This window comes from Bacillus sp. SA1-12, from assembly GCF_000981385.1.
In the GTDB taxonomy this organism is placed as follows: domain Bacteria; phylum Bacillota; class Bacilli; order Bacillales; family Bacillaceae; genus Metabacillus.
This window is the reverse complement of record NZ_LATZ01000120.1, coordinates 306,891-328,606: the sequence shown is the minus strand read 5'-3', so window position 1 is coordinate 328,606 and position 21,716 is coordinate 306,891. Positions and strand designations below refer to the sequence as shown.

At 36.6% G+C, this 21,716-nt stretch carries 19 protein-coding genes; 12 read left to right on the top strand and 7 right to left on the bottom strand.

Annotation, left to right across the window (positions count from 1 at the left end; genetic code table 11):
• Positions 1–163 precede the first annotated feature (163 nt).
• Positions 164–1,183 (top strand): Gfo/Idh/MocA family protein, encoded by a 1,020-nt coding sequence (locus tag WQ54_RS23480; protein WP_046587871.1) that lies wholly within the window; start codon positions 164–166, stop codon positions 1,181–1,183.
• Between the two features lie 110 nt (positions 1,184–1,293).
• Here WQ54_RS23480 and WQ54_RS23475 read toward each other — a convergent pair whose 3' ends face one another.
• Together WQ54_RS23475 and purF are read right to left on the bottom strand one after the other, a co-directional pair.
• Positions 1,294–2,343, bottom strand: a complete 1,050-nt coding sequence (locus WQ54_RS23475) for a DUF3231 family protein (RefSeq protein ID WP_046587869.1) — start codon at positions 2,341–2,343, stop codon at positions 1,294–1,296.
• Positions 2,344–2,434: 91 nt separating this feature from the next.
• On the bottom strand, positions 2,435–3,814 hold the full coding sequence (gene purF, locus WQ54_RS23470; protein WP_046587868.1) for an amidophosphoribosyltransferase: 1,380 nt from the start codon (positions 3,812–3,814) through the stop codon (positions 2,435–2,437).
• Between the two features lie 216 nt (positions 3,815–4,030).
• Here purF and WQ54_RS23465 point away from each other — a divergent pair, with 216 nt between their 5' ends.
• The 9 genes from WQ54_RS23465 (at position 4,031) to WQ54_RS23425 (ending at position 13,516) form a co-directional block, all read left to right on the top strand.
• Positions 4,031–5,032, top strand: a complete 1,002-nt coding sequence (locus tag WQ54_RS23465) for a DUF3231 family protein (protein WP_046587866.1) — start codon at positions 4,031–4,033, stop codon at positions 5,030–5,032.
• Positions 5,033–5,238: 206 nt separating this feature from the next.
• A complete protein-coding gene (locus tag WQ54_RS23460) occupies positions 5,239–5,751 on the top strand; it encodes a DinB family protein (protein ID WP_046587864.1) in 513 nt (170 codons plus the stop codon).
• 164 nt (positions 5,752–5,915) lie between these two features.
• The gene (locus WQ54_RS23455) at positions 5,916–7,037 is read left to right on the top strand and encodes an endospore germination permease (protein ID WP_046587863.1); all 1,122 of its coding nucleotides are present in this window, start codon (positions 5,916–5,918) and stop codon (positions 7,035–7,037) included.
• A 198-nt stretch (positions 7,038–7,235) separates the two neighbouring features.
• Positions 7,236–8,975 (top strand): ABC transporter ATP-binding protein, encoded by a 1,740-nt coding sequence (locus WQ54_RS23450; RefSeq protein ID WP_046587861.1) that lies wholly within the window; start codon positions 7,236–7,238, stop codon positions 8,973–8,975.
• Positions 8,976–9,228: 253 nt separating this feature from the next.
• Positions 9,229–9,996: a nucleotidyltransferase domain-containing protein gene (locus WQ54_RS23445; protein WP_046587859.1), complete on the top strand. Its 768-nt coding sequence runs from the start codon at positions 9,229–9,231 to the stop codon at positions 9,994–9,996.
• 252 nt (positions 9,997–10,248) lie between these two features.
• Entirely contained in the window at positions 10,249–10,644 is a 396-nt protein-coding gene (locus WQ54_RS23440) for a GNAT family N-acetyltransferase (protein ID WP_046587857.1), read from the top strand.
• Positions 10,645–10,805: 161 nt separating this feature from the next.
• Positions 10,806–11,399: a TetR/AcrR family transcriptional regulator gene (locus WQ54_RS23435; protein WP_046587856.1), complete on the top strand. Its 594-nt coding sequence runs from the start codon at positions 10,806–10,808 to the stop codon at positions 11,397–11,399.
• Positions 11,400–11,458: 59 nt separating this feature from the next.
• Complete coding sequence (locus WQ54_RS23430) at positions 11,459–12,847, top strand: MFS transporter (protein WP_046587854.1); 1,389 nt, start codon at positions 11,459–11,461, stop codon at positions 12,845–12,847.
• A gap of 120 nt (positions 12,848–12,967) precedes the next feature.
• Positions 12,968–13,516 carry an NADPH-dependent FMN reductase gene (locus tag WQ54_RS23425; RefSeq protein WP_046587852.1) on the top strand — a complete coding sequence of 183 codons (549 nt, stop codon included), beginning with the start codon at positions 12,968–12,970 and terminating at the stop codon, positions 13,514–13,516.
• A 760-nt stretch (positions 13,517–14,276) separates the two neighbouring features.
• On the opposite strand, the gene WQ54_RS23415 is transcribed toward WQ54_RS23425, so the two are convergent.
• Genes WQ54_RS23415 through WQ54_RS23395 form a run of 5 tightly spaced genes read right to left on the bottom strand, consistent with a single transcriptional unit; the run spans position 14,277 to position 19,540 of the window.
• Positions 14,277–15,377 (bottom strand): GerAB/ArcD/ProY family transporter, encoded by a 1,101-nt coding sequence (locus tag WQ54_RS23415; protein WP_046587849.1) that lies wholly within the window; start codon positions 15,375–15,377, stop codon positions 14,277–14,279.
• A gap of 37 nt (positions 15,378–15,414) precedes the next feature.
• Positions 15,415–16,530 carry an endospore germination permease gene (locus WQ54_RS23410; protein ID WP_046587847.1) on the bottom strand — a complete coding sequence of 372 codons (1,116 nt, stop codon included), beginning with the start codon at positions 16,528–16,530 and terminating at the stop codon, positions 15,415–15,417.
• A 15-nt stretch (positions 16,531–16,545) separates the two neighbouring features.
• A complete protein-coding gene (locus WQ54_RS23405; RefSeq protein ID WP_046587846.1) occupies positions 16,546–16,779 on the bottom strand; it encodes a hypothetical protein in 234 nt (77 codons plus the stop codon).
• A 5-nt stretch (positions 16,780–16,784) separates the two neighbouring features.
• Positions 16,785–17,978 (bottom strand): Ger(x)C family spore germination protein, encoded by a 1,194-nt coding sequence (locus WQ54_RS23400; protein ID WP_046587844.1) that lies wholly within the window; start codon positions 17,976–17,978, stop codon positions 16,785–16,787.
• A 35-nt stretch (positions 17,979–18,013) separates the two neighbouring features.
• Positions 18,014–19,540, bottom strand: coding sequence for a spore germination protein (locus WQ54_RS23395; RefSeq protein WP_231597633.1), 1,527 nt, complete (start codon positions 19,538–19,540; stop codon positions 18,014–18,016).
• A gap of 410 nt (positions 19,541–19,950) precedes the next feature.
• Here WQ54_RS23395 and WQ54_RS23390 point away from each other — a divergent pair, with 410 nt between their 5' ends.
• Entirely contained in the window at positions 19,951–20,712 is a 762-nt protein-coding gene (locus tag WQ54_RS23390) for a sugar phosphate isomerase/epimerase (RefSeq protein WP_046587840.1), read from the top strand.
• Between the two features lie 85 nt (positions 20,713–20,797).
• On the top strand, positions 20,798–21,697 hold the full coding sequence (locus WQ54_RS23385) for an AraC family transcriptional regulator (RefSeq protein ID WP_046587838.1): 900 nt from the start codon (positions 20,798–20,800) through the stop codon (positions 21,695–21,697).
• The last annotated feature ends 19 nt before the right edge of the window (positions 21,698–21,716 follow it).

Genomic DNA, 21,716 nt, shown 5'->3' with positions numbered 1-21,716 from the left:
AAAATGTGCGGAGTCTTTTAGAGGAAGAAAATTTCAGGTTTCGCACCCTTCTATGACGTGAGGGGAGTAAATAACAAATCGCTTCTGTTGTTTATTCCTCTGACATCACTAGATTTCACAACATTTGAAACTATTTCTTTTACTTATTTAAGGAGGTTTTTCCATGTTAAATGTTGCCTTACTAAGCAAATGGCATGTCCATGCTGAAGATTATGCCCGTCAGGCGTCTGAAAATGAAAACGTAACCATTAAGGTGGTTTGGGATGAAAATGAAGAGAGGGGCAGAGAATGGGCTGAAAAGCTTAATGTAGCATTTGAAGCTGATTTACTACAAGTGTTACAGAACCCAGAAATTGATGCTGTTATTGTAGATACACCAACAAATCTTCACAAGGAAGTTATTATTCTTGCAGCAAAACATAAAAAACATATTTTCACAGAAAAAGTGTTAGCGTTTACGGTTCAAGATTGTGATGAGATCTTCTCGGTAATAAAGGAAAATAATGTGAAGTTAATGGTGTCCTTACCAAGGCTGACGGAAGACTATTACATATTTGCTCAAGAAACGATTGATAAAGGGCTTTTAGGCAGATTAACATCCATCCGGTGCCGATTAGCACACAATGGTGCGGTTCCTTTCGAAGGGAATCCAAATGGCTGGCTGCCTAATCATTTCTTCAATAAAGAAGAGTGTGGGGGAGGCTCGTTCATTGACCTGGGTGCCCATCCAATCTACTTAACGAATCGTTTGGCTGGTCCTGCTAAAGCAGTAACTGCCCGCTTGCAAAACACATTAGGTTATGAAGTAGATGATAATGCAGTCGCGGTCATTGAATACGAATCAGGAGCACTTGGAACTCTAGAAACCGGGTTCTTAGCAAACGGCAGTCCTTTTCAGCTTGAATTGTATGGCACAGAAGGAACATTATTAATTGAAGAACGTAATATCCGTTTGAAAAGCAAGCAGTTAGGTGATGGGTGGACTGTTCCTGAGCAATTGCCTGAACCGATTCAAAGCCCAATGGTTCAATGGGTAAATAACATTTTAGGAAATGTCGAACCTACGATTACAGAAGAAGATATTCGAAACTTAACATTAATAAATCAAGCAGCAAGCATTTCTAATGAGCAAGAAAGACGAATAGAAACAGTTGAGCTTACCACTATTAATCAACAGGCTTAACAAATAATGAGTTTTTGAAATATAAAAAGGAGGGAGCGGCCATTCAAATGGCCGCTCTTTCATATGAACGGAAATTGTCAGTTTTTGCGCTTCCCCAGGAAATGATTCGTTTATTTGGACTGTTTAATAAGTGCTTGACGATCATCTGATTGTGGCGGTTCCTCAAGCCAGCCGTGTTTTATTAAAATATTTGCCCCATCTTCTGCATACAAAGCAATTTCCGCTGAAAGTCTTGTATATGTAGCACTTAAATCCAATCGATGGCAGGTACCTGCAGCCGTTCCATAATTACCTATCCCGATTGCAATCATTCCAGTAGTGTGGAGCATCATTAATTTATCCGAGAAGGGAGCAACCATGCTGTCTAAAACATTAGAGTCCCAATTCATAGGGGCTGGTACATCGCCATTGGTTAAAATAGAGCTAAATTTATTAATATGTTTATTGGAAATGTTTTTTCCTGCCATAAAATATTGTTTAACATCTTCATTTTTACAGACCTGGGCAAAAGCCATCATCATCGCTTTTCCTAAAGCGTTTGTTTGGACGTTAATATAAAGATGGGTAATTTCGATCGCTGATAACGGTCTTTTTTGCTGGCCAATAAAGTCAAAAAGGAAGCTTTGTTTTTTGACAAAAGTAACCTTATCGGGCGTTGAAATTTGCGGCGGTCTAATATAAATGCCCTTTGCTAGCATTAATTTTCTTGCTTTATCGTGCAAGTTTGCAGAAGAAACAAGCAGTTCGTTAAAAAAATGACTGACATCTTCACGAGCAGAAACCCCGATGGCGACACCAATACCTGCCATAGCAATGTTACCCATTTTTTGGAAGTACATAAGCATAAATGTATCTGTAAACAATCTTGGTGCATTTTCGTTAACGTCTTCATCCGTAAATCCAACTGGGATTGGATGGTTCTCTTCATTAAAAATAGCTGTTATGGTCGTAAGGTTTTTTTGCGTTAATCTAATGCCATCTTCAATAAGCTTGAGGATTTCTATATCTTCACATGTCCTTTTAAAATATTTAAAAACACAGGTTGCCAAGCTGTCATTCATATATTGAGTCCAAAGAAATCCCACTTCAGCCGCAGTAAGGGGAATTTTATGTTCTGTTAATACCTGTCCGTTTTCATTTCCTTTTGTATGGCCACTCACAAAGTTTCCTCCTTTAAAGCTTACCAATCAAAATCTTTTTAATGTTATCATCTATCATTCCGTCTAGATTATTCTTAACAAATAATATATTTTATTCAAGGTAAAGTTTGGTTGGATAGGCTCCGCTAAAGCATGCTGCACAACGACTGCTCGTTTCAGCCAAATCTACTTTTACAGCCTCTAATAATCCTTCGGTACTTAAGAAAGCCAATGAATCTGCCCCGATCGCTTTGCCCATTGCTTGCTCATGCTCATGTACATTAGCAAATAATTCTTCTTTTGTCGGCATATCAATTCCATAAAAACAAGGATTTCTAACCATTGGAGAACTAATTCGGACATGAACCTCCTTTGCGCCAGCCTGCCGAATTAATTGAACAATACGCTTGCTGGTTGTACCTCTTACGATAGAGTCATCTACTAGAACTACATTTTTCCCCTCAAGTATTTCTTCAACCGCGCTCAGTTTAAGGCGAACGGCTAATTCCCGCAATTCCTGAGTTGGTTCTATGAAGGACCGTCCAGCATAGGGGTTTTTTATTAAGCCCATTTCATAGGGAATCCCTGATTGTTGGGAAAATCCAATAGCAGCAGGGATACTTGAGTCAGGAACTGCGACTACCACATCCCCTTCTGTTGGATGCTCTTTTGCTAAGATCTGTCCAAGCTCCTTGCGAATGGATAAAACATTTCTCCCTTGTATGACACTGTCAGGACGCGCAAAATACACAAACTCAAACGAACAAAGAGACAGGTTTTCTTTTGCAGCAAACCGTCCTGTTTTCACACCGTGTTCATCAACTAAAAGCCATTCACCGGGCTCTACATCGCGCCAAAATTTCGCATCAACAGCTTTCAATGCACACGTTTCTGAAGCAGCAACAATGGCATCCCCAATTTTTCCTAGTGAGAGAGGACGTAAACCATTCCGATCGAGAGCGATAAGCATTTGTTTTTCTGTCATGATTAATAAGGCAAATGATCCGTCGAGTCTTTTCAAAACTTCTGGGGCTGCTTGTCCAAACATTTTTTTCTTAGAACGGGCAATAAGGTGGGCAATGACCTCAGTATCAGTCGTTGTTTGAAAAATACTCCCTTGCTGTTGTAAAATATTTCTTTCAAATCCCGCATTGACTAAATTTCCGTTATGAGCCACAGCTAAATCGCCCTCACTATATTTAAAAACAAGAGGCTGTGCATTTTGCAATAAACTCATGCCTGTTGTTGAATAGCGAACATGACCGATAGCCATATTGCCACTTAAGCCATTAAGGATGTCTCGTGAAAACACTTGGGTCACTAACCCCATTCCACGATGATGCCTAAATGATTTGCCATCACTAACCACAATTCCCGCACTTTCCTGGCCGCGATGCTGCAAAGCGTGAAGACCGTAATACGTTAAATCTGCTGCTTTTGGATGATTAAAAATCCCAAAAACACCACATTTCTCTTTCATTTCCGAAGACATTCCTACCCCTCCGATATCATCATTTTTCCTATTTTTTACGTAGAAAAAATTTCTATCCTCAATAATTTATGAGAAGAGGGAGCAGAACACTTATTGACTTTATTGAAACTTACTATTGTATGGCATTTTGTTCATTCGAACTGGTATGTTTACCAATGGTTATTTATATAAAAAAGAAAATAGGACATATTAAAGAAAAAAAGTAGGAGGGTTGATATGCCTTCAAGTCAAGCACCTATTTCATCCTCAGAATTAGCTAATTTGTGGATGACTTACCAGGAAAAAACGATGATTCTACTAATGCTGGAGCATTTTATAGAACACGCTGACGATGATGAAATACAGCTATTGCAAGAGTATTATATTAAGACAGTCGAAAATATAGATAAAATGAAAAATATCTTTCAACAGGAAGGTGCGGTATTGCCGATAGCTTTTTCAGAAGGCGATGTTCATAAAGGGGTTCCAAAGCTTTTTGATTATCTGTTTGATATTGTGTATTTGCATATGATGACAAAAGTTGAAATGAGTCTTTTTGCCCTTTATACAGGGATGTCTTATCGAAAGGATATTGAGGAATTTTTTATTCAATTGACGAAAGAATCCCAAAAAATGAACAGCCAAACAACCCAATTTCTTTTAGGAAAAGGAATATTGGTACGGCCGCCGCTAGTCAGTATGCCAAAAGAAGTTACATTTGTAAAAGATAAACATTATTTAGGCGGATTAAATCCATTGGGTGAAACAAGATCATTAAATACTGTTGAAGTTTCACTTATTCATCATGCCATTGAAACAAACCTTGTTGGCATGCAATTAATGATAGGGTTTGCTCAAGTGGCTTCTGATGAGGAAGTGAAGCAATACCTTACAAAAGGAATAAACTTATCTAAAAAGATTGAAATAGAATTAGGTGAATTTTTAAGGCAAAGCTTTATAGAACCGCCAGCCAGTCATGCAGGGAAAGCCACAGCTTCGAAAACAGCCCCTTTTTCGGATAAAATCATGTTATACAATACAAGCTTGCTCTCTTCTTTTGGGCTTGGAAGCAATGCAATTGGAAGTGCTTTTAGTTTACGCAGTGACCTCCCGTTTAAAATGGCCATTTTGGCAAAAGACATCTACTCCTTCGCAAGGGAAGGAGCGAAAATAATGTTAAAAAATGGCTGGTTGGAAGAACCCCCGCAAATTGAGGACCGCAAACAATTAACGAAATAAATCCATAATAACAACTTTACAGGAGCCATGGCAGGGCTCTTTTTTTTTGCTACTTCCAATAAAAAATACGCTTCTAATAACCTTTACAACATAGAACGTGAACCAACATTTTTTACAATAAATACCATAATAAACAAGGGATTTTGCGATTAGTATAGAACTTTAAATAAGGAAGTTGATCTCTATTAGAGCGAGGAGAATGACAAATGAAACAGCAAACGATCCAACTGTATGATTATCATGTATGGGCAAACCAAAAGATTTTTGAACACTTAAAGGAACTACCGAGCAGCATTTTCGATCAGGAGATTCAAAGCGTATTTCCATCAATCTCTAAGGTCATGGTGCATGTGTATTTAACCGATATCACATGGTTAGGTGTCATGTCTAACAAAAGTTATCACGAAATCGCTGAACAAACAAATCAGTTACGTGAGACGGTCAACGGAAAAAGTTTAGAAGAAATGGAGACTTTGTATTCTGACCTATCAACGGAAATGAAAGCTTTTTTTGAACAGTATGACTACGGTCAAGGAATATTCCCTGAGCATCCAACATACGGACGGCTAGATACAAATCTATTTGAGTTAGTCCAGCATGTTGTCAATCATGGAACCTACCACCGAGGTAATATTACTGCTATGCTTCGGCAATTAGGTTATCAAGGTATTGGCACTGATTATGTTTTTTATCTATATCTAAAGAAAACAGGTAAGTAGTTCTTTTTCACCATCATCTTTCGGTGCAGGTCAAAAAAGAACAAGCCCTTTTGAAACTGCCCCGTGCAAACTTACCTTCAAACCCTGCTTTTGGATAAGATACCATTAAATTGTATATACTATCTACAATTTAATGGAAGCATTTCAATCCTTGGGGTGGTAGAATGAAGCAGGAAAAAATCAGTGCACTCCAATTACTTTATGTGATCGTTGGATTCCAAATAGGGAATACATTTGTTTTTGGTTTAGGTGGAGGTGCCAAACAAGATGCTTGGATTGTTATTCTAGTCTCAATGTTAGGCGGCTTTATCTTAATGTTTGTCTATACGAAATTATCGAACTATTATCCAAATGATACGTTGATTCAAATGATACCAAAAATCATCGGGAAGTTTTTGGCATTCCCGTTTATTTTGATCTATATTGGCTATTTTACATATTTAGCTGCTCGAGCATGTCGAGATTTCGCTGAGATATTAGCAGCATCCATGCTGGTTAAAACACCCATGGTAGTCGTAATAGGAAGTTTTATGATCTTAATCGTGTATTGTTTTCGAGGTGGAGTTGAGTCCTTCGGCAGAATGGGAGAAGCCGTAATTCCATTTTATCTTATGTCTTTAAGTATCATATGGGTTCTATTACTAACTGTAAGAGAATTCGATATACAGCAGCTTACCCCTATTTTAGGAAATGGTCTAAAACCGATCATGAATGAAGTGTTTCCAATGGTATTAACCTTCCCGTTTGGAGAAGCAATCATCATTACGATGTTTTTCCCATATTTAAACAAAATGAATAAAAAAAGAATAGTTGGAATGACAGCCATATTCCTTACCGGGATGATTATGACCGTTAATTTAATCATGGTTTTATCTGTACTAGGTCCTGAAATATACAAAAAAGATTTTTTTCCTCTTCTTACAGCTGCCAGAATGGTTTCCATTGCTGATTTCTTGGAAAGATTTGATGCATTGGTTATTTTAACGATGTTAGCTGGCGTGTTTTTTAAAATTGGCGGATGGACTTTCGGATCAGCAGTTGGGATTGCCCAACTTTTTAAATTAAAACAAAATCGTTCTGTATTCCTTGGAATGGGTATGATCATAACACCCTTATCACTTTTAATTGCACCGAATCAAATTCGTCATAATGAAATTGGCTTAGATTTTTTCACATTATACTTTCATATACCTTTGCAAATTCTGTTTCCATTGTTATTACTTTGTATTGCATTTTTCCGAAATAAGCTCCAAACAAAAAAGAACACTAATACCCTAAAAAAATAAAAGGAATTTCAAAAAAAATACGGAATATTATTAGTTAACGAGAAAAAAGGAGGCTACTATGATGAAAAAATTTGTAACTAAAGAAGAACAAACATATAAGGGTGCAGCATTTCATTAACTGACAATATGTGTTTGCCCTTATATGTGAGACGGATGCATGAACAAGAATGAGGAACTCGAACATACAAGGAGCAAAAAATGAATAATCGATTAAAAAAATTTCTTTCCTATTACAAACCGTATTTAAGATTGTTTTCGGCTGTTTTAACTTGTACATTAATCGTGTCTGTCATTTCGTTAAGCTATCCATTATTGACACGATATATAACAAAAGATGTGCTGGAAGGAAACATCTCCCATGCGCTAAATCAAATTTACATCATTGGTGCTTTGATGCTTTTGTTGGTTTTGATACAAAATGCGTGTAACTTTTTTTCAGATTATCAGGGACATAAGCTAGGTGCTATGATGGAAAGTGATATGCGCAGTGAATTATTTGATCATTTACAAAAATTATCCTTTCGTTTTTACGATAAGCAAAAAACAGGGCAGCTAATGTCAAGAATTACAAACGATTTACTTTTATTATCTGAATTGTATCATCATGGTCCCGAGGATTACCTTAGATATCTTGTAAAGTTTATCGGTGCTTTTGTTATCTTAATGATGATCAATGTCAAATTAACGTTGGCCGTCTTTATGTTTTTACCGCCAATGGCGTTTTTTGCCTTGATTTTAAATAAACGAATAAATCTTGCAATAAAAAGAAATAAAGCGAGAATTGCTGATATTAATTCACAGGTGGAGGATAGCCTTTCGGGGATCCGAGTTGTAAAGTCATTTGCCAATGAAGACATTGAAAGGGAAAAATTCGCCTATGAAAATAATCGCTTTCTTGAAAGCAGGAAGAGCACGTATCGAAATGAAGCCTATTTATACAATGGAATGGAAACGTTTATCCAGCTTATTACAATAACAGTTATTGTATTTGGCGGTGTTAACATTGTAAATGCTTCCTTAGATTTGGCGGATTTAATCACATTTTTATTATACATTGGTTATCTCATTGAGCCTTTACAAAAATTAACCCATATGACAATGCAGTACCAGGAAGGCATTACCGGCTTTGAACGCTTTATGGAAATTCTAGAAATTGAGCCTGATATTCAAGACTCAAGAGATGCGATTGATTTAAAAGATGTAAAAGGTAATATAGAGTTTAAAAATGTCGGCTTCAAGTATCTTGATACCCATGACTATGTTTTGGAAAACATTTCACTAGACGTTAAAGCAGGAGACTATATTGCATTAGTCGGCCCATCTGGTGCCGGTAAAACAACATTATGCTCGCTCATCCCCCGTTTCTATGACGTTAGAGAGGGAGAAATTTTACTTGATGGGATAAATATTAAGAATATTAGCCTGGACACTCTAAGACGAAACATAGGTGTAGTCCAGCAAGATGTCTATTTATTTGCCGGAACCGTTCTGGACAATATCCGCTATGGTAAACCAAATGCAAGTAAAGAGGAAATCATTGAGGCAGCAATAAAGGCTAATGCCCATAATTTTATAATGGGATTACCAGATGGGTATGAGACTGATATTGGTCAACGTGGTGTAACCTTATCTGGTGGACAAAAACAGCGGTTGAGCATTGCACGCGTCTTTTTGAAAAATCCGCCTATTCTTATTTTTGATGAAGCAACAAGTGCTCTGGATAATGAAAGTGAAAGAGTTGTGCAAAAGGCGTTGGACGATCTGGCAAAAAATCGAACAACATTTGTGATTGCTCATAGATTATCAACGGTTAGAAATGCCAAAAGGGTTGTTGTCTTAACAGATCATGGCATTGATGAAGAAGGAACACATGAAGAATTACTGGCATATGAAGGTACCTATGCCCATTTATATCAAATGCAATTTAAGATTAGTTGAATGAATGATTGGGATTGCTTCGGCAATCCTATTTTTATATACAAAAGGAATATTAATACTCATTGTTGCATTTAGCAATAAGTTGATTGGGGGGACAGCGTGAGACTTCAAAGGGACAGGAAATTATGATCAGGAGAGTAAGTCTAATCTCACCAGACCACTGGTTTTTAGCGGAAATCAACAATCAAGATAAAGTGATTGCCATACTGATAGAGAGAATACTGATGAATGGAACTAAAGGTGGGAAACGCAAATGGAAAAGTGGGAAAAAGCCCTCCATAAATTTTTAAAAGAGTGGATAGATAGAAACGACGTAATAGCAGCACTCGTTTGCGGAAGTTATGTGACCGGTAATCCGACTAAACGATCAGATATAGACGTGCATATCCTTTTATCTGATGAAGCAAACTGGAGAGAAAGAGGCAATAAACAAATTGACAAGTATCTTATCGAATATTTTGTCAATCCCCCGAGGCAAATTCGTCAATATTTTCAAGAGGATTTTAGAGATCACAGAACTATGTCTATGGTTCAGTTTCTTACTGGTCAAGTTCTTTTTGATAAAACGGGAGTCATTGAGGAGCTAAAACGAGAAGCACAGGAATGGATCAATAAAAAACATGAAAAACCTAACTATATATTACAAGAAATCAAAAAATATGGAATATGGGACACCTGTGACAATTTACAAGATTGTTACGAACAACAAAGTCCGGACTTTTATCTTATATACTATCATTCATTATCAAATTTATTTAATCAATATTGTCTTTATCTAGGATTAGAACTTATTCCACCCTATCAAATCCTTTCCTATCTAAAAAACACTGACTTTAAGGAAAAATATCTAAAAGATACTTTTCCAGACACTGAATTCAGTAACATGTTTATCAAAGCAATAGAACAGAAAGAAAACCTCGAAATGATAAACAATTATAAACAACTATCTAAATATGTTTTAGACAAAATGGGTGGCTTTGATATAGACGGCTGGAAAATAATTAGCTCAGTGGAAATATAAATTATCCGGACGAGAATCCTGAGACAAAGAACAAATCTTCTTAGTACTGATTAAGAACACAATGACTTTGCAAAATGGATAAATGTAAATTCGGATAAGGCATTTAACACCATCATGCCGACAGTAAATACATCTCATACACCTAAAGATGAAGCAAATTATAAAACTTTCTAAATAATGTAATATATTAGTTGAAAGTTAATTAGTTGCTGTTATTTATTTTTACAAATATTGATTTTGGGAGAGAAAAGCATGAAATATTCCATAAAAATAAATTCTTACATAGCTAACCATGAAGTGCCTGATTTAAGGGAAGTGATTGGCTGGGAAAGACGTGATGAAGATTATTCTATATTGTTTAAACGCTGCAATTTCTGGGCGGGAGTACGAGACGAAAAAGAAAGGCTGATTGGCTTCGGTTATATTTCAGGAATGGGGCTACAGCATGGCTATATGGAGGACATACTCGTTCATCCTGACTATCAAAGGCAAGGAATTGGGGTTGAGTTAGTAAAATACCTATTAAGTGAAGCTGAGCGGTATGGATTAGAAATTGTTACTTTGACTTTTCAATCGAAACACTTAAAATTTTACGAATCATGCGGCTTCACTGCTTGCCATGGCGGGGTGTGGAGGAATAACAAGTAAAAGGTCATGTTGTGAGAAATACAAAAAATGTTGACAATAATTAACATCCATCATATGATAAAAACATAATGACAGTGATCACTGACATGCAGTGAGACTTTAAACAGAAGAGTTTTACTGCCGCTAAAACCTGAGAAAAGTTTTAAATTAAGGGTGATAACATGGAAAGCCAGCAAAAGCTAAGCAATTCAGACAAAATGATGATTGCAGCAATCAATTTAATTTCAGAAAAAGGCTACAATAGTGTGACAACAAAGGAAATTGCGGAAGAAGCTGGTTTTAGTGAAAAAACATTATTCCGTCATTTTGGAAGTAAACAAAATTTGCTTGAAACGGCCTTTAAACGATTTCATTATTCAGAGGAAATGAAGACACTTTATAACGAAAAGTTGGTCTGGGATCTACAAACTGATTTGCTTTTGATTAGTCGCAAGTACCATGAACTTATGAATCGAAATCGAAAAATGATTCAAATCAGCATTAAAGAAGCAGGAAATTTACCGCCTGGATTTTTGGAAACTACCCAGGAACCTCCGAAACAATTTTTGGACATTCTGACACAATATTTTTCGAGAATGCAGGAAATGGGGAAAATGATCCAATCAAAGGCTGATGTGCAGGCCCTTTCATTCATGTTTATGAACTTTGGTGCTTTTATGAATAATTTGGATCACTCATCAAGCTTTACTACGGTTTCACTTGATGAGTTTGTGACAGAGAGTGTCCAACTATTTGCTAGGGCTTTAACTCCCTAGTATTTATTTACCCACAGTGTCAGTCAGTGCTGACATACTAAAATGAAGCATGGAGGTTTATGATGGAAACAAAAATAACGGCAAATAGACAAAAATTAATCTATTTACTAATGATTACGCTTATTTTTTCAGCTATGAGCGGTACCATTTTTAACATTGTGCTCCCTCAAATAAGCGAGGAATTTGAGTTAAGCATCTCGGAAGTAAGTTGGATCTCTTCCGCTTATGGTCTTATATATGCAATAGGTGCAGTGACTTACGGGAAACTTGCTGACCTTTACAAATTAAAGAAATTACTGACCATTGGACTATTGTTGTTTGCAGGGGGATCACTGCTTGGCCTTGTTTCCCAAACTTTCTGGCTCATCCTTGTTGCAAGATGTCTGCAGGCAATGGGAGCTGCAGCTATACCCGCCACAGCTATGATTATACCCATTCGTTATTTCCCTCCAAAAAACAGGGGGTATGCATCTGGAATGGCCGCATCAGGCTTGGCAATCGGAACAGCGGTCGGTCCTATTATTTCAGCACTTATTATTAGCATAGCCCATTGGCGATGGTTATTCAGTATCACACTTCTTATCTTGCTTGTTCTTCCATTTTATCGAAAATACCTCGGGGATGAGGTGGGTGAAGGTGGGAGCTTCGATTGGATTGGATGCTTAAGTCTTTGCGGGACCATTGTCATGTTACTATTGGGTGTTTCAAATGGTTCTTGGTTCTTCCTGGCAGGTAGCTTACTTTTCCTAATACTCTTTATTGCACGGATTCAAAAAGCAACTGATCCATTCATTCAGCCTAAGCTTTTTAAAAACAAACAGTATACATTTAGTTTAGTGCTATTCTTTCTGGTCAATGCGATTGGTTATTCCTTATATTTTCTAAGCCCCATACTTCTTTCTGCTGTACAGAACCTATCTTCAAACTGGATAGGATTTGCGCTCGTTCCTGCAGCTGTTGCTTCAGCAGTTTTGGGACGAAAGGGTGGAAGCCTAGCAGACAAAAAAGGAACTTCCTATTTGTTTTTTATAGCTTCAGGATTGTTGATCATTTGTTTTCTGTTACTTTTTACTTTCACCGAAAGTTCCCCGATATGGATCGCAGGCTTTTTGATTTCAGGAAATGTCGGGCAAACTTTTATGATGATCGCGATGACTCTTTTTGTATCTTTTATCTTGCCGAAGGAACAAACAGGAGTAGGAATGGGGCTTTTATCGATGACAAATTTCATTTCTGCCAGTATAGCAACAGGAATTTATGCAAAGATTGTTGACATCGGAGCAAATAACCATATCAATCCTCTTGTATCTGACTCTTCTAGTTTTATATACAGCAACATATATTTTGTATTGTTTATCTTGCATGCAGGAATTCTCTTGACCTATTATTTTATGATTGCCAAGGGATATAGAAACAAAGTCCAATTAAATACAAGGATAAAAGCATAGTACAAATTTTTCACGATAAAAAATGAAAGGATGTGATGCAGCCTATTCATATAAATAAAATAGTGCAGATGGTCGCACATAGCCTTTAAAAAAACTTTATGAATAGCGAGGGAAGTAATGATGAAAAATGAAGCATTGAAAATTGGAATTATTTTAGGAAGCACACGCCCAGGACGAGTAAGTCCGCAAGTAGGAAATTGGGTCAAAGAAATTGCTGAAAAACGCGGGGATGCGTATTATGAAATCGTTGATTTAGCAGATTACAAGTTACCTTTTTTAGGAGAACCAGGCGGGGAAAAACAGGAGAAAGCCTGGTCAGAGAAAATTGATAGTCTGGATGGATTTGTGTTTATAACAGCTGAATATAATCACAGCATCTCAGGCGTATTAAAAAATGCACTTGATCTTATTCGGACAGAATGGAATGATAAAGCAGCAGGCATCGTAAGCTATGGTTCAACAGGCGGAGCCCGCGCTGCAGAGCATTTACGTGGAATTTTAGGAGAACTGCATGTTGCGGACGTTCGAATCCATCCAACGTTATCTATCTTTACCGACTTTCAGAACTTCAATCAATTTAAACCTGCTGAGCTCCATCTTAATAATATAAATGGAATGTTGGACCAAGTTATTACATGGTCTGCTGCGTTAAAAACAATTCGCGTATAATTTTTGTTTTTGGTAAAGTTACATGAAAATCTGGCAGGAAGCAGCCTTTGTACAGATATCAATTATTTAACTGTTGCCGCGCGCTACTTCTTTTTCTGTTAAAAAGCGATCAAATTCAGCGGAGTTCAAAAAAAGAGAATCATACCCAAACAAAAAAGTTATAATGCAAATAGGGCTTACGAATTTAATGGCTTACGATCTCTGCTGAGCCTAAAAGAACACCAAGACTGGAAGTGCGGCTGCGGTTTTACTGATCTAAATGGTCAACGGTGGAATGTCTTGTATATGGGGATATGAGAAAGATAAACAAGCAGTAAGAAATAATATGCTATGTTTAATTAGAGGGTAGAGTGGGTTTGCTGCAGCAAACTCTTTTCTTTTTAGAAGACTGTTTTTCGTAAACCATGTTGCTTTTTAACAATGGTATGGTTGATTGAATCTCCAGGTTGCTCGCTTCCTCAGTGCGGGCGGGGAGCCTTCTCAGGGCACAGCTCCTGCGGGTTCTCACCCCTGTCCTGCTGGATTATCAAACATCCGCTCAATCATCCCTTCCACAGTAAATTTCTATAATACGAAAAAAAACAACAATTTTTTAGAAATAAGGATATTCTGGATTTACATGAATCATGAGTTACACAAAAAGGGACTTCAATCATTTTTGGTGGTAACGAGGCTGCATATTTTCATGTTAACAGAAAAAAGGAGAGACAATGAAACAGAGGAAATTATCTATTTTCTATCTCGAACCATTTTACGATTTTTATAACTTTTTTAATCTCTTTTTTATAATGACAATAATGACCAACAAAAAAGGAATAACAATAAATAAAGGGATAAAGTATATTTTTGGAACAATCTCAATCCCGATATAGATATGTTCTACATAATTTTCGGCCATGAAAATGGCCATTATAATGACAGCTAAGCCCATTAAAGGAATAGAGATCTTTTTTAAATTAGGTTTTTTTACAAGACTAGATATTCCTTCAATAGCACCATAGAAAAAAACAGTAATTTTAAAAAAGCCTCCAATAATCAATAAAATAAGAGCTATTGGATCAAGCCTTTGAAAAACTTCACCAATATTTACTTTTCCGGCACTTTGCAATAAAGGAAATGTACTTATTGAAGCTAAAAAAGGTCCAAGAACGCTGATCATAATGGTTGTAATGATAGTTAGAAGGATGCCGCTAAAAATAAGGGCTAAATAACCAGCCATGATTCCTTGCTTTTGCTGATTTAAATAGGGAAAGAAAATCGTAAATACAATGGTTTCTCCGAATGGAAAAGTGACGATAGTTGGAAAAGCAGCATGAAATACAGGCTTCAACCCAGCTTCAAGGACTGGCTGCAAGTTCTCAAATTTTGGCAAACCACTAATAAATGTAAATAATATAAACATAAATCCAAAAAGCATTACCCAAGGAAAAAAAATTTCGGCAGTTCTAACAATTACTTCAAACCCTAAATAACACCCGATGCAAATGGCAAACATCATTAAAGAAGCAACTGCAAAAACCGGTGTTTCATATAAAATCGTTGTTAATAAAAGATCACAAAAATCTCTTAAAACTCTTGCGGCAATGTATAAAAATAAACAGATATAGACAATAGCAAGAAATCTTCCGATCATTTTGCCCACGATTTTTTCCAAATAATTAGTAAATGGTAAGGTTGAAAATTGCATGTATAGATAGGTGTATAGGAAAAATAAGATCAGTCCTCCAATCATTCCGATCAAAATGGCCAGCCAAGCATCCTGTTTCGCCTCCAACCCTAGTCCAACTACCACTGCACTTCCTAGCTCAAATAAAACCATAACAACAAAAAGTTGAATCGGCTGAATCTTTTTTTGGACCATTGCTGAAGTTCTCCTTTCATAGGTATTGGCACAGGTTTTAATATGGATTGAAGCTCTTGGAAGCTTCAGCCTTTTTTCTCAATTTTCCAATCACTAATAGCAGCATTGGAAGAAAAAAACAAATTGTTAAGGAATAAGGAGACCATGTTTTAGCAACAAAATGGTGAAAGTGAACAATATCTGGATGTGCAATAATTGAAAAGGCAATGATTAAAATCGCTAATGGGTAAAGCAGGATGTGATAATTTTTTAATCCCAATACTTGGGCTAAACCAAGAGAAACTCCGTAATAGCAAATTGTTAGTTTAAAATACATCGTAAAAAACCAAATGATTGCTACAATAACTTCAATCCTTTCTAAAAAATCACCTATACTTATTTTTTTTCCTAATATATAAGAGGGATAGCCATTTCTTTGAGTGAAATCAGGACCTAATACTAATATAGTTGACAATATAAGAATAGATAGGATTATACCGCCGATTAAAGTTCCCATAAAAAATGCTTTTTTCACTTTAACTATTTCTGAAACATAAGGAGTAATCATTAAAAAAATGGATAGTTCTAAATAGGGGAGACCTAGATTGCTATATGCTGCATACATAATTGGTTTTATGCCTGCACCAAAGATTGGTACGATATACTCAATCTTTATTTCAGGGATAAGAAATAATAGTAATAGAAAAAGAAGAACAATGACCCATGGGAAAAAGATAAGGGCCGTTCGGCAAATGACTTCTAATCCCAGCTTCACTCCAAATAAGCTAATGATAATAAACAAAGTCATAATCATTTCAATTGGCGTTTCAACCATTACCTGAGTTGTCAAAAAATCCCCAATTTCTCTAAGTAAACCGGAAGAAAGGTAATAAAAATAAAATAGAAAGAGAAGGGAGTTGAGTTTCCCAAACCATTTCCCTAAAATCTTTTCATTGTATTCGACAAAGGTCATTGCTGGGTAAAGTACCGATAATCGATAGTATAGGAGGACGAAAGCTATACCTATAAGCAATGTAAGAATAGAAGCAAGCCAGGCATCCTGCTCGCTTAACTTGGCAAGCAAAGATGGGGCTACAAGAATCGAACTTCCTATCGTATATGTGATAACTAACACCTGAAATTCACCGGCACTAATTTTTCCCTTTTCTAGCATGATGTTCATTCACCCCTAAGATAAAATCCGTTCGATATAAGAAGAGACTGGATTATAAAAGTTCGTTATGAAATCCATAGGAGTCGGAATACCTACATTAACACTTATTAACATACACAACGTTAGACCAGCTGTAAGGAGCAAGAAATAGACAATCATTTCTCTCCACCATTTCTTTTTTATTAGGGGCGGGATTTCAAATAAAGTAATAAGAACTCCAATAAACGCGATTCCTATCATGTTCCACATGGTCATTACTCCTCGGCTTCTTTTTGAAAGGATTCTGTAATTGTGCCTAAACGCCGAACATCTGCGTTAACTTTAACAGTTACAGCTAATTCTGCGAATTCTTCGTCCCAATTTTTTTGGAGCTGTTTCCACGCTTTAGGATCAGCACGATGAATCACCTCGCCAAAACCAAAAATATCGCATTGATAATCCTCTTGTACTTTTTTTATTACTGTTTCTACTTTGTTTTTAATATCGTTTTGGTATTTTTCATTTAATTCATCGATGTTTTGCGGTTTAGATAAATCAAATTTACTTTCAACATCACCAACATTCCCTTCTGTATTGATCGTAATGTTTATTTTTGGTTTCCCATTAACCATCTTCCCCTTGACCTTTGTCTTAGAACGGATTGTTTCAATTGAAATAGAACCGTCCTCCATTGGAACCTTAACCACTGTACTTTTCACATTATCCGTAATATAGTTAAAGCCCTTACTTTCATCCAAATTCAACCAGCCTATAAGCTTGTCATTATCAAAAACGGCAAGAGAGTCGATTTTAAGACCCGTTTTCGGAGAGACATTTTGCACATTTTTAATATCACTGCCTGCTTCGGGATCATTATATACATAGATTCCTGTTAAAACAGGCTCCTTTCCTTTGCTGACAATACTGTTGATTAATTCATCCAATTTAACCGATTTAGTTGCAGCCCAATTTTTCTCTGAATTTTCTAAGGCACTAAATAGTTTATTTGCTGGCACTTTCTCGAGAGCGGTTTGCACATTTAGAATATCTGAAGCGGTGGAACCCTTTGCGACAGTTATATAAAAATCCGTTCGCATTTCATGGTCACGTGAAATAAAATCAAGAGCTTTTCCAATTCCTTCTTTTGCAATTTCTTCACCAAAAATAACTTCACGAAGATGAGCAACATATATTTTCCTTGGTGCATCCATTGAAATTTTTCTCAAAGCTTCAAAGACAGTTTCGCCTCTTTTCATAAATCTTACAACTTCCGTACGTCCTGAACTGCTTTTACCTGCTAGCTCACCAGGATTAAGGATTTGGATGGATATAAGGTAACCATCCTCTGTTTTATCGATTCCCAAAGCTGTTGCAATTGCTAGCTCATTCAATTCTTTTCTGCTCCAGCATCCAGTTAATAAACTGAGAATTAGCATGAGAATAGCAAAAATACGAATGATTTTTTTCATATGAATGCTCCTTGTATAAGGATTTCCAACAGTTATTAGTTTGAAGGTTTTGGAGAGGGCGTTTTTTCCCTTTCCGTGTCTTTTTGACTAATTAAGCGAGGCCTTGCAAATAAAGCCCAAAGTGGGAAACGGGTAATATTATCTTTTTGATCCTTTAAAATAAATGGTGCACTTGGTGCAAGATACGGTATGCCAAATGAGCGTAAACTATTTAGATGAAGGACCATTACAATGAGTCCTAAAATAATCCCAAATAATCCAAAAGTAGCAGCAAGTATCATAAACCCGAAACGAAGGATCCGAACAGCAATCCCCATATTAAAGGAAGGGGACACAAAGCTGCTGATAGCTGTTAAGGAAACGACGATTACCATTGTTGCCGTGACAATTCCAGCTTCAACAGCTGCTTGTCCAATGACCAAGGCTCCGACAATTGAAATAGCCGACCCAACCGCGCGAGGCATCCTTACACCTGCTTCACGCAGGATTTCAAAGGTAAACTCCATCATTACTGCCTCGACAATAGCGGGAAATGGAACACCTTCGCGTTGAGCCGCCAAACTGATAAGCAATGGGGTAGGGAGCATTTCCTGATGAAAGGTAGTAACTGCTATATAAGCTGATGGTGTCAGCAGGGCTAGAAAAAAAGACAAATACCGCAGTAAGCGAATGAGCGTTCCAATGTCAGCCCGTTGATAGTAGTCTTCACTTGATTGAAAAAAGTGCACTAAAAGCGCCGGTACAAGAAGCACAAAGGGTGTTCCATCAACAAGAATGGCAATCCTGCCTTCTAAAATTGCTGCAGCGACAGTATCTGGGCGCTCAGTATTAAAAACCGTAGGAAAGGGGGTATAAACCTCATCTTGAACAAACTCTTCAATATACCCGCTTTCAAGGATTGCATCAATTTTAATTCGATCTAGTCGATTTCGCACTTCTGTTACCGTTTTTTCATTGACAACCCCTTTTAAGTACATGATCGCAACGTCAGTATGTGTTTTTTCACCAATTTGCTTTGTTTCAAGCCATAAGTTTGGATCCTTGATTCTCCGGCGTATTAATGCCGTATTTGTCCGCAGTGTTTCTGAAAAGCCATCTTTTGGTCCTCTTACAACTGTTTGAGAAGTAGGTTCTTGTACGCCGCGGTCTGTCCAACCTTTGGTGCTGAGAGCAAGTCCTTTTTGAAAACCATCAATTAATATGATTGTATCTCCTGATAACACATGGAAAAATAGGGTTTGAAAATCACTAAATTCCTTTATTTCCCCAATTGGGAGAGAATGCGACTTAATAATGTCAAAGAGATTAGCTGAATTTGTCATTGTTGGATTTAGGTTTGTCTCTCGAATTTCAACCATAAGCGTTTCAAGGATAAAATCCTGAACAAATGTTTTATTAACTAACCCTTCAGTATAAATAATTCCTAAATGAATATTTCCATTATTTCCGGAATGAAAATCCCTTATGACAATGTCAGAACTATTTCCCAGAGTTTTCTTTATATTTTCTAAATTGTCAGTTAGGTTTGGGTGGATATCGTTTTCATCCTGCGAATTACCCATCGCTCCTGCAGTATGTTTTGTTAACTCCATATTGTATTTCTCAGATTGTTTATCTTTTGTTAATTTCAATAATGATTTAGGAGTACGGATTTTCATTTGATCCTCCCTATTTACATTGATACATATGTAGTATTTTTTCGAAATGGAGGATAATTTATCCATGATTTCGTAATAAATAAGTCGAATCATTCAGAGATTTTTTAATCTGTCATTATGACTATAGCAATTTAAGTAAAACTTTCCTTTCATCAGAGCAATAGGGATAAAGAAAAATAAGGAAATATTCTCTATGATTAAGGTAAGAGTTTTCATGTTCGAAATCTTTCTTTATCAAAAATGCAGCGAAATCTTTTTAGAACTTAGAAAATGAGTATTCAATAAGCATTCTTCTAAATTAAGGAAGTGAAAAAATGAGATTCGGGTGTTGTACAGATATCAACCATTCAGCCATTGTTAAAGAAGCCGGTTTTGATTTTTTAGAATGTACAGTCGTCTCACTGGTACCTGACAATGATGATGACTTTGAAAGAATTTTTAATACGTATAAACAAAGTCCATTACCCATTGAAGCGTGTAACATTTTCTTACCGGGGAACTTAAAAATTGTCGGAAATGAAGTCAATTATGGAGCGGTTGAACGTTATGTTGACAAAGCTCTAAGTAGAGTGAAACAAATCGGTGCTAGAACGGTTGTGTTTGGAAGCGGCAGAGCACGTTCTTTGCCAGAGGCTTTTTCACGAGTGAAAGGTGAGGAACAAATCATAACATTTCTAGATATCGTTGCCGATTACGCAGACCCGTTAGGTATTACGGTTGTGATTGAACCATTAAATCGAAAGGAAAGCAACATGATTAATAGTATTCCAGAAGCGATGGAAATAGCGAAAAAAGTGAACCGAGATTCCATCCAGGTGCTTGCCGATTTCTATCATATGCATGAAGAAAAAGAACCTATTGAACATCTTGTATCAGCTAAGGATCTTCTAAAACATATTCACGTTGCGGACTCAGGCAGATTTGCTCCAGGAACAGGAACTTATCCATATAAAACGTTTGTTCATTGTTTAAAGGAAGCCAATTATGACGGCTTGGTCTCAATTGAATGCAATTGGAAAGACTTTGAAACAGAAATCTATCAAACAAAACAATTTTTACAAAATCTGTTTGAATAAATTTATAAAGAAATTTCGGTGAAATTCAGTTTTTCTTTTATCGGTTCCTAATCATTTCAAAGCTAAGTTTCGAGGAGGGGGAGTTATGAATGAAGGGAATATACGTGCTTATTACCGAATTAAAACCGAAGTTTCCTCAAAAGAAGAATTTACTTACCATTCACATGACCGCTATGAAATTTACTATTGCCATAGCGGAAACTGCAAGTTTCTAATTGGTGATCAAATTCATTATTTACAAGAGGACGATATCATTATCATGAATGGGTTAACCCTGCATCGTGCTAATCCTGAGCTTGGAAAACTATATGAACGAAGTGTAATCGAATTTTCAGCAGAATGGGTTCGACCGATCTTAAGCAGTTTAAAAGTTCCAGAATTATTAAATCCTTTTCAGATGCTGAGCAACAGCTTGTTCAGAGGGGGAGAGACAGCAAAGCTTGCCGAAATAGAAGATTTAATGAAGAGAATTGCCGCAATAAATGTAAACAATATAAAGACAAATGCTTCCAATTTTGAGAATCGACTCTTAGAGGGAGAGGTTTCAGCACTGCTCGTGCAGCTTTTATTTAAAATCTATGAACTTAGCAAACTGAGATTAGTCAAAATACCCACTGTAAAATCGGATAAAGCGAGTCACGCTAACCGGATTGCAAAATGGATTGAACAACATCTTGATAGCAACATTACTTTAGATAACATTGCTGATAATTTAAATATTAGTAAATATTATATGTCAAGGGTTTTTAAGGATGTCACTGGATATACGATTATGCAATATCTCATGAGCTGCAGGATCAATCGGGCAAAATATTTATTAGAAATGCATCCTGACAAATCAATTTTAGAGGTTGCATTAGAGTCAGGCTTTGAAAATTTATCCCATTTTAGTCGGTTCTTTCGAAAACAAGTCAAAATTACCCCAACCGATTATCGAAATTCGAAAGCAATTGATTTTCAATCACGTCAAATTGAATCTCGCTAAATATCGTTTAAGCACAGGG

Excerpts from the sequence above, each read along its gene's own strand:
- WQ54_RS23480 (WP_046587871.1), top strand. The coding sequence starts at position 164 with ATGTTAAATGTTGCCTTACTAAGCAAATGGCATGTCCATGCTGAAGAT.
- purF (WP_046587868.1), bottom strand. The coding sequence starts at position 3,814 with ATGTCTTCGGAAATGAAAGAGAAATGTGGTGTTTTTGGGATTTTTAAT.
- WQ54_RS23465 (WP_046587866.1), top strand. The coding sequence starts at position 4,031 with ATGCCTTCAAGTCAAGCACCTATTTCATCCTCAGAATTAGCTAATTTG.
- WQ54_RS23460 (WP_046587864.1), top strand. The coding sequence starts at position 5,239 with ATGAAACAGCAAACGATCCAACTGTATGATTATCATGTATGGGCAAAC.
- WQ54_RS23455 (WP_046587863.1), top strand. The coding sequence starts at position 5,916 with ATGAAGCAGGAAAAAATCAGTGCACTCCAATTACTTTATGTGATCGTT.
- WQ54_RS23450 (WP_046587861.1), top strand. The coding sequence starts at position 7,236 with ATGAATAATCGATTAAAAAAATTTCTTTCCTATTACAAACCGTATTTA.
- WQ54_RS23445 (WP_046587859.1), top strand. The coding sequence starts at position 9,229 with ATGGAAAAGTGGGAAAAAGCCCTCCATAAATTTTTAAAAGAGTGGATA.
- WQ54_RS23440 (WP_046587857.1), top strand. The coding sequence starts at position 10,249 with ATGAAATATTCCATAAAAATAAATTCTTACATAGCTAACCATGAAGTG.
- WQ54_RS23435 (WP_046587856.1), top strand. The coding sequence starts at position 10,806 with ATGGAAAGCCAGCAAAAGCTAAGCAATTCAGACAAAATGATGATTGCA.
- WQ54_RS23430 (WP_046587854.1), top strand. The coding sequence starts at position 11,459 with ATGATGGAAACAAAAATAACGGCAAATAGACAAAAATTAATCTATTTA.
- WQ54_RS23425 (WP_046587852.1), top strand. The coding sequence starts at position 12,968 with ATGAAAAATGAAGCATTGAAAATTGGAATTATTTTAGGAAGCACACGC.
- WQ54_RS23415 (WP_046587849.1), bottom strand. The coding sequence starts at position 15,377 with ATGGTCCAAAAAAAGATTCAGCCGATTCAACTTTTTGTTGTTATGGTT.
- WQ54_RS23410 (WP_046587847.1), bottom strand. The coding sequence starts at position 16,530 with ATGCTAGAAAAGGGAAAAATTAGTGCCGGTGAATTTCAGGTGTTAGTT.
- WQ54_RS23405 (WP_046587846.1), bottom strand. The coding sequence starts at position 16,779 with ATGTGGAACATGATAGGAATCGCGTTTATTGGAGTTCTTATTACTTTA.
- WQ54_RS23400 (WP_046587844.1), bottom strand. The coding sequence starts at position 17,978 with ATGAAAAAAATCATTCGTATTTTTGCTATTCTCATGCTAATTCTCAGT.
- WQ54_RS23395 (WP_231597633.1), bottom strand. The coding sequence starts at position 19,540 with ATGGGTAATTCGCAGGATGAAAACGATATCCACCCAAACCTAACTGAC.
- WQ54_RS23390 (WP_046587840.1), top strand. The coding sequence starts at position 19,951 with ATGAGATTCGGGTGTTGTACAGATATCAACCATTCAGCCATTGTTAAA.
- WQ54_RS23385 (WP_046587838.1), top strand. The coding sequence starts at position 20,798 with ATGAATGAAGGGAATATACGTGCTTATTACCGAATTAAAACCGAAGTT.